This is a genomic window from Phenylobacterium sp., assembly GCF_037968635.1.
Lineage (GTDB): Bacteria > Pseudomonadota > Alphaproteobacteria > Caulobacterales > Caulobacteraceae > Phenylobacterium.
In genome coordinates this window covers 1-6,299 of record NZ_JBBKVV010000164.1, presented here as the reverse complement: position 1 = coordinate 6,299, position 6,299 = coordinate 1, and the positions used below count along the sequence as shown (strand labels likewise).

Below are 6,299 nucleotides of genomic sequence, written 5' to 3'. Positions count from 1 at the left end.
GATGGCGCTCCAGGCGCTGCGTTTCGGCGCGGCTTCGATGGTCATGGCGGCCTTCCCCGAGATCGGCAGCCGGGGGCTGCCCAGGCTCAGCCGACCTTGGCGCGCGCCGTCGTTTCCGTCCAGCCGCCGCGGGTCAGCCGGGCCAGGATCCCGCGCAGGGCGTCGGGCGCCAGGGGCTTGACCAGGAAGTCGTTCATGCCCGCCGCCAGACAGGCGTGCCGGTCGTCCTCGAAGGCGTTGGCGGTAAGCGCCACCACCGGGGTGTCCAGACCGGCGGCGCGCAGGGCCCGGGTGGCGTCCAGGCCCGACATGCCGGGCATGCGCATGTCCATCAGGATCAGGTCGTAGCGGCCGACCTTCAGCGCCGCCATGGCGTCCTCGCCGCCGCCGGCATGGTCAACCTTGCAACCCTCGCGGGCCAGCAGGGTGCGGGCCAGCAGGGCGTTGATGGCGTTGTCCTCCACCAGCAGCACCCGGACGCCGGGCGCCATGGCCGGGGCGATCCGTTCGTCTTCGACCCCATCGCTGCGTTGCGTGTCCTCGCCCAGCACCGCCAGGACGCGTTCGGCCAGGGAGGCGCGGCGTAGGGGCTTGATCAGGTAGCCGGCGAAGCCCTGGGCCCGGTAGGTCTCGATGCGGGCCCGCTCGTTCGGCGGCAGCAGGATGATGGCGGGACGGGCGTCCGGCGGGCAGGACGGGGCCAGCGCATGGTCCACCAGCAGGACCTGGGCTTGCTTGCCTTCCCCCATCAGGGCCTTGCCGCCGGCCGCCTCGACCTGACGGCGCGCGGCCTCGCAGACCACGGGATTGGGGGACAGCACCCCGACTGTGCGGCCCGCCAGGGGGGCTTCGCCCAGCGTGGTCAGGCGCGGGAAGGCGGCTTCGAACCAGAACAGTGCGCCGCCCCCGGGGGCGTCTTCCACGCCGACCTCGCCGTCCATGGCGGCGGCCAGCTTGCGGGCGATGGCCAGGCCCAGTCCCGCCCCGCCGAGCTGCGCGCCGTCATAGGAAGGGTCGGCCTGGGCGAAGGCCTCGAAGATCTTTTCCCGGGCGGCCTGGGTGACTCCGGGCCCGGTGTCGGAGACGCTGAAGCGCAGACGCGAACCGTCGCGCTCGGTGACGGTCAGCAGGACGCCGCCGCTTTCCGTGAACTTCACGGCGTTGCCGGCGAAGTTGAGCAGAATCTGGCGCAGGCGGCCCTCGTCGGCCAGGGCCTGGCCGATGCCGGTGGGGGCGGCCCAGGCGATCTCCAGGCCCTTTTCCTGGGCGCGGGGCGACAGCAGTTCGCTGACCGAGCGCAGCAGACCCTCGACGTCCATGGTGGCCGGGTGCAACTCGATCTTGTCGGCGCCCAGCTTGGCGAAGTCGAGGACGTCATTGACCAGGCTGAGCAGGTGCTCGCCGGAATCGCGCAAGGCTGAAACATAGGCCCGCTGCTCGGCGGTGAGGCCCGTGCCTTCCAGCAGACGCGCCATGCCCAGCACCCCGTTCAGCGGGGTGCGGAACTCATGGCTGAGCGAGGCGAGTTGCTCGGCGCTGACGCGGGCGTCGGGAAGGGTGGGTGTCGGGGTCTTGCGGGTCATGGCGACGAGCTTAGGCGCCGGCGGCTTAACGGGCGGTCAAGCGATCCGACCGGCCTGACTTCGCATCGAACTACAACCTTTTGGTGTGGACGAACGCGGGTCTTCAGAGGGCGCCGAGACGGCGCAAGCGCCTGAACCGTAAGCGAAACTGCATCAGCATGGCCGTTACGGCTGGACGAAGCTCCGCGTGGACCGTTAACTACCCAGCTTATGCGCGAGCGCAGGTTATGACCGAAGATCCCGTCGAACTTCTGACGCCGCGCGAGCGGGAATGTCTTCGCCTCGTGGACAGACATCTGAGCTCAAAGCAGATCGCCCGAGAGCTGGGCATGTCGAAGACCTCTGTCGACACCTATTGCGACCGGGCTCGCCGCAAGCTGGGGGTCGACGACCGCTACACCGCCGCCCGCCGGCTGGCGGATTATGACCGTGACCCGCGTGTCCTGATCGCGTCAGGACAGGACCCGATCAGGACAGACAGCCGCCCTCCCGCAGCGCCTTCTCGGGGCGACACGGGAGAACAGGCCGATGGCCGATTGGATGAAAGCGCTGCTCGAGGTGGACCCGTCCCAGCCGGACTGGGAAGGCCGGGAGCAGAGGGCGGCGGTGAACCGGGTGATGCGGCTGCGCGGGGAGGTGGAAGCCTTCCAGGCGCGCTGGTCCGAGACGCCGGTGGAGGATCCGCCCGCGCCGGGCTTCACCTGGACGCAGCTGGAACGCCAGCTCGCCGACCTGGCGGGCTGCCAGGTGAAGGCGGAGATGGCCCGCGACCTGGTCTCGGCGACCCGGAAGATGTCCCGGTTCAAGCCGCCGGAAATGGTCCTGCGCGAAATCCTGTGCATGACCTGGGCGCTTTTGGACGAGGGCTTTCAGCCGCCTCCGGAGCGATCGGCCGAAACGCCCTAAGCCCCGCCCTTCGTCTGGCGCTGATCGGCCTGATCGCCATCGTGTCCGCCCTGGCCTTCGGGGCGGTTCTGGCCGGTCTCCACGCCCTGCAAGAGCTCGCCTAGCTCAACCCAACGACCCGACATTTTCAGAAACCGCAACGCGCCAGGATTCCCCGGCGCGCAGGAGATCCCTCATGCTCAAGCAACGCCGCCTGGTGGCCGATCAAGTCGCCGCCAGCCTCTTCGAAGCCGAAGCCGCGATTGATCTGGCGCTCGCCAAGGCCGCCGCTCTGGCCGGCATCATGCCCGGCCTGCGGACCGAGGCCGGCATCTCGGCCCTGATCGGCCAGGGCGCCGTGGAGCGGGCCGGCGAGGCGTTCGCCGCCCTGGCCACCGCGCGGCGCGCCATCTGCGAAACCCATATGGAACTCAGCATCGCCCAGAAGCAGATGGGTCTGGGGGCGGTGATGTACGGCGATTCCCTGCCCAAGCCCCAGATGACCGCAGATCTTCGCCCTGTGGCCAAGGCCGATCGCGCGGCCTGATCCACCGCTACCGAGAACCAGCGGCTTCTGACAGTATCGGGCCCCTGACTTGATCGCAGGGGTTCGATACTCTTGGTCTTCGCCACCTTCGCCCAACAGACCTGGACGATCCTGATGCTGCTGGTCTCAGGCTTCGCCCTTTGGCGCGGGGGGCGGCCGGAGCGGATCATCGCCATCGCCAATCTGGCGGCCTGGATTCTCACCCCGCTGACCTATCGCACCAACCTTCTGGACCCGCAGTGGGGGGTCTTCGCTGTGGACCTGATGTTCCTTGCGATCCTGGTCTGGTTCGCGGTCACCACCGACCGAACTTGGCTGCTGTTCGCCGCGGCTTTCCAGTTGCTGGCGGTCATCACCCACATCGCCATCGCCGTCGATCCGGGAGTCCGCACCCTGGCCTATTTCAGGGGTCTGGTGATCTGGAGTTATCTGGTGCTGGGCGCCCTGGCCGTGGGCGCCTGGAACCGGCGCCGCGAGCGGCGGTTAGCTGACCGCGCTTAGGCCCGGTGTCCCGGCTCGGCGATAGATCAGCGCCTCTGCGACATGGACCCGCTTGATCGATCCCGCGCCCTCCAGGTCGGCGATGGTGCGGGCCAGGCGCAGGGTGCGGGTCCAGCCCCGGGCGGTCAGGCCATTGGCCTCGGCGGCCTTGGCCAGCAGGGCCTTGGCCTGAGGATCGAGGTCGGCGATGGTCTCGAGCCACTCGCCCTCGGCCCGCGCATTGATCGGCGCGGCGCGCTCATGGCCAGATTTCACGGCCCGTTCGGAGGCCAGGTCACGGGCCTGGGCTACGCGGGCGGCGGCCTCTGCGGTGCCTTCGGTCGGCGCGGGCATGGCCAGGTCGGCGGCGCTCACCGCCGGCACGTCGATCTGCAGATCGATGCGATCGAGGAACGGCCCGGAGACCTTCATCTGATAGTCGGTCTGGCAGCGGGGGGCCCGACCGCAGGCGCCGCGTCCGGGGCCGCCGTGGCCGCACTTGCAGGGGTTCTGGGCGGCCACCAGTTGGAAACGGGCCGGATACCGGACGTGGGCGTTGGCGCGGGCCACCACCACTTCGCCGGTCTCAAGGGGCTGGCGCAGGCTGTCCAAGGCCTGGGCGCTGAACTCCGGCAGCTCATCCAGGAACAGCACGCCGTTATGGGCCAGGGAGACTTCACCGGGCTTCACGCGGACGCCGCCGCCGGTCAGCGCGGCCATGGTGGCCGAATGGTGCGGGGTGCGGAACGGCCGCGCGCGGGTCAACTCGCCCTTGGCGATCAGTCCGGCCACCGAGTGGATCATCGAGGTTTCCAGCAGCTCGGCGGGCGATAACGGTGGCAGCAGGCCCGGCAGTCGGGCGGCCATCATCGACTTGCCCGACCCCGGCGGCCCTGTGAGGGAGAGATTGTGACCGCCGGCCGCGGCGATCTCCAGAGCGCGCTTGGCGTTCTCCTGACCCTTCACGTCCTTGAGGTCCGGAACCCGATCACCGTCGAGGATCGCGCCCGGCTTGGGCGGCGCCAGCATCTGGGTCCCGCGGAAATGGTTCACCAGGGAGATCAACGACGGCGCGGCCAGGACCTGCGTGTCGCCGGCCCAGGCGGCCTCGGCCCCGCAGGCTTCCGGGCAGATCAGGCCCAGACCCAGGGCGCCGGCCGCGACCGAAGCGGGCAGAGCGCCGGCGACCTGGACGATGCGACCGTCGAGGGAAAGCTCCCCCATGGCCGCCCATTCGGTGAGGCGATCGGGGGGAATGACCCCCATGGCGGCCATGACGGCGAGCGCGATGGGCAGGTCATAGTGGCTGCCCTCCTTGGGGAGGTCGGCGGGGGCGAGGTTGACGATGATCCGCTTGCCCGGAAGCGACAGGCCAAGGCCGGAAAAGGCCGCCCGCACCCGTTCACGACTCTCGCCCACCGCCTTGTCGCCCAAACCGACGACAATGAAGGCGAACTCGCCGCCGGTGAGCTGGACCTCGACATCGACCCGCCGGGCCTCAACCCCTTGAAACGCAAGCGTGACGACCCGTGCAGCCATGGCTCATGTCCCCGGTTTGAGCATGTTTTATCCACAACCCCAGCACGCCGGGCGGGTCGGATCAAGAACAAAAAAGGAACCTATAGAGAAGATGAGGGGTTTCCGTGCCCTAGACCACTCTTCTCATCTCACAAGCTAGACCGCGGCGCGAATCGCTTCAACGCGTTCCCAAAGCAGAACTGTCGCGTCGACGCCGGTGAACTTTTTCAAGGCGACCGCCCCCGTGGGTGACGTCACATTGATCTCGGTAAGGTAGTCGCCGATCACGTCGATACCGACGAACATCAGGCCCCGGCGTTTCAGTTCCGGCCCGATGATTCCGCACAATTCCTTGTCGCGGGCGGTCAGTTCCACCGCCTCGGCGCGGCCCCCCACCGCCAGGTTCGAGCGAATCTGGCCGGCGCTGGGCACGCGGTTGATGGCGCCGACGGGCTCGCCGTCCACCAGCAGGATGCGCTTGTCGCCCTTCACCACGGCCGGCACGAACTTCTGGGCGATCACTGGCTCGCGGCTGATCATCCGGTGCAGATCGAGCATGGCGTCGAGATTGGGGTCGTCGGCCAGCAGCCGGGCCACGCCCGAGCCGCCGGCCCCGTTCAGCGGCTTCAACACGATATCCCCCTGCTGGGCCCGGAAGGCGTAGATCGCCTCGATATCGGAAGTGATCAGGGTCGGGGGCTGCACGCCAGGGAAGGTGGTGACGAACAGCTTTTCCGGCGCGTTGCGCACCTCGGTGGGGTTGTTCACCACCAGGGTCTTCGGATGGATGGCGTCCAGGAAATGGGTCGAGGTGATGTAGGCCATGTCGAAGGGTGGGTCCTGGCGCAGCAGGACGACGTCGAACTCCGACAGGTCGCGGGTCTCCCAGGGCCCGAACGCCGCGTGGTTTCCCTTCACCGGCTGGACGGTGACAGAGCGACCCTTGGCGAAGAGCCGGCCGCTTTCCAGCGCCATGCGGTCGGGGGTGTAGACCCAAAGGCTGTGGCCTCGTTCCTGGGCCGACTGCATCATCAGGAAGGTCGTATCGCCTTCGATATTGATCCCCTCCAGGGGGTCCATCTGCACGGCGACCTTCAGGGACATGGGCGGACTTCCTTACAAGCTGAAGGGTTCAGATAGGTCGGAGATGGCCGATGCGCCAGCGCTGCTTAGTTGAGTTGCAGCCGCACGCGTTCGCGGTGGGCGCGGGCGGCCAGGGCCGCGCCGCCGTCCAGGGTCGAGGCCTGGGCCAGGGCCTGCAGGGCGCCGGCGAGCGCACCCTGGCC

6 protein-coding genes are annotated in these 6,299 nt (G+C 68.7%); 3 read left to right on the top strand and 3 right to left on the bottom strand.

Annotated features, from left to right (window positions below; genetic code table 11):
• Positions 1-86: 86 nt before the first annotated feature.
• Positions 87-1,583: a response regulator gene (locus AAC997_RS18055; protein WP_340647093.1), complete on the bottom strand. Its 1,497-nt coding sequence runs from the start codon at positions 1,581-1,583 to the stop codon at positions 87-89.
• 540 nt (positions 1,584-2,123) lie between these two features.
• Here AAC997_RS18055 and AAC997_RS18050 point away from each other — a divergent pair.
• The 3 genes from AAC997_RS18050 (at position 2,124) to AAC997_RS18040 (ending at position 3,516) form a co-directional block, all read left to right on the top strand.
• Positions 2,124-2,489, top strand: coding sequence for a hypothetical protein (locus AAC997_RS18050; protein WP_340647092.1), 366 nt, complete (start codon positions 2,124-2,126; stop codon positions 2,487-2,489).
• A 175-nt stretch (positions 2,490-2,664) separates the two neighbouring features.
• The gene (locus tag AAC997_RS18045; RefSeq protein WP_340647091.1) at positions 2,665-3,015 is read left to right on the top strand and encodes a hypothetical protein; all 351 of its coding nucleotides are present in this window, start codon (positions 2,665-2,667) and stop codon (positions 3,013-3,015) included.
• A gap of 72 nt (positions 3,016-3,087) precedes the next feature.
• Positions 3,088-3,516, top strand: a complete 429-nt coding sequence (locus tag AAC997_RS18040; protein WP_340647090.1) for a hypothetical protein — start codon at positions 3,088-3,090, stop codon at positions 3,514-3,516.
• Here the strand turns inward: AAC997_RS18040 and AAC997_RS18035 are convergent.
• Positions 3,499-5,034, bottom strand: coding sequence for a YifB family Mg chelatase-like AAA ATPase (locus AAC997_RS18035; RefSeq protein ID WP_340647089.1), 1,536 nt, complete (start codon positions 5,032-5,034; stop codon positions 3,499-3,501). The genes AAC997_RS18040 and AAC997_RS18035 overlap by 18 nt on opposite strands.
• A gap of 135 nt (positions 5,035-5,169) precedes the next feature.
• Positions 5,170-6,117: a glutathione synthase gene (gene gshB, locus AAC997_RS18030; RefSeq protein WP_340647088.1), complete on the bottom strand. Its 948-nt coding sequence runs from the start codon at positions 6,115-6,117 to the stop codon at positions 5,170-5,172.
• Positions 6,118-6,299 lie beyond the last annotated feature (182 nt).

What these genes read in the sequence shown, in the direction of transcription:
- AAC997_RS18055 (WP_340647093.1), bottom strand. Translation starts at nt 1,583, where the DNA reads ATGACCCGCAAGACCCCGACACCCACCCTTCCCGACGCCCGCGTCAGC.
- AAC997_RS18050 (WP_340647092.1), top strand. Translation starts at nt 2,124, where the DNA reads ATGAAAGCGCTGCTCGAGGTGGACCCGTCCCAGCCGGACTGGGAAGGC.
- AAC997_RS18045 (WP_340647091.1), top strand. Translation starts at nt 2,665, where the DNA reads ATGCTCAAGCAACGCCGCCTGGTGGCCGATCAAGTCGCCGCCAGCCTC.
- AAC997_RS18035 (WP_340647089.1), bottom strand. Translation starts at nt 5,034, where the DNA reads ATGGCTGCACGGGTCGTCACGCTTGCGTTTCAAGGGGTTGAGGCCCGG.
- gshB (WP_340647088.1), bottom strand. Translation starts at nt 6,117, where the DNA reads ATGTCCCTGAAGGTCGCCGTGCAGATGGACCCCCTGGAGGGGATCAAT.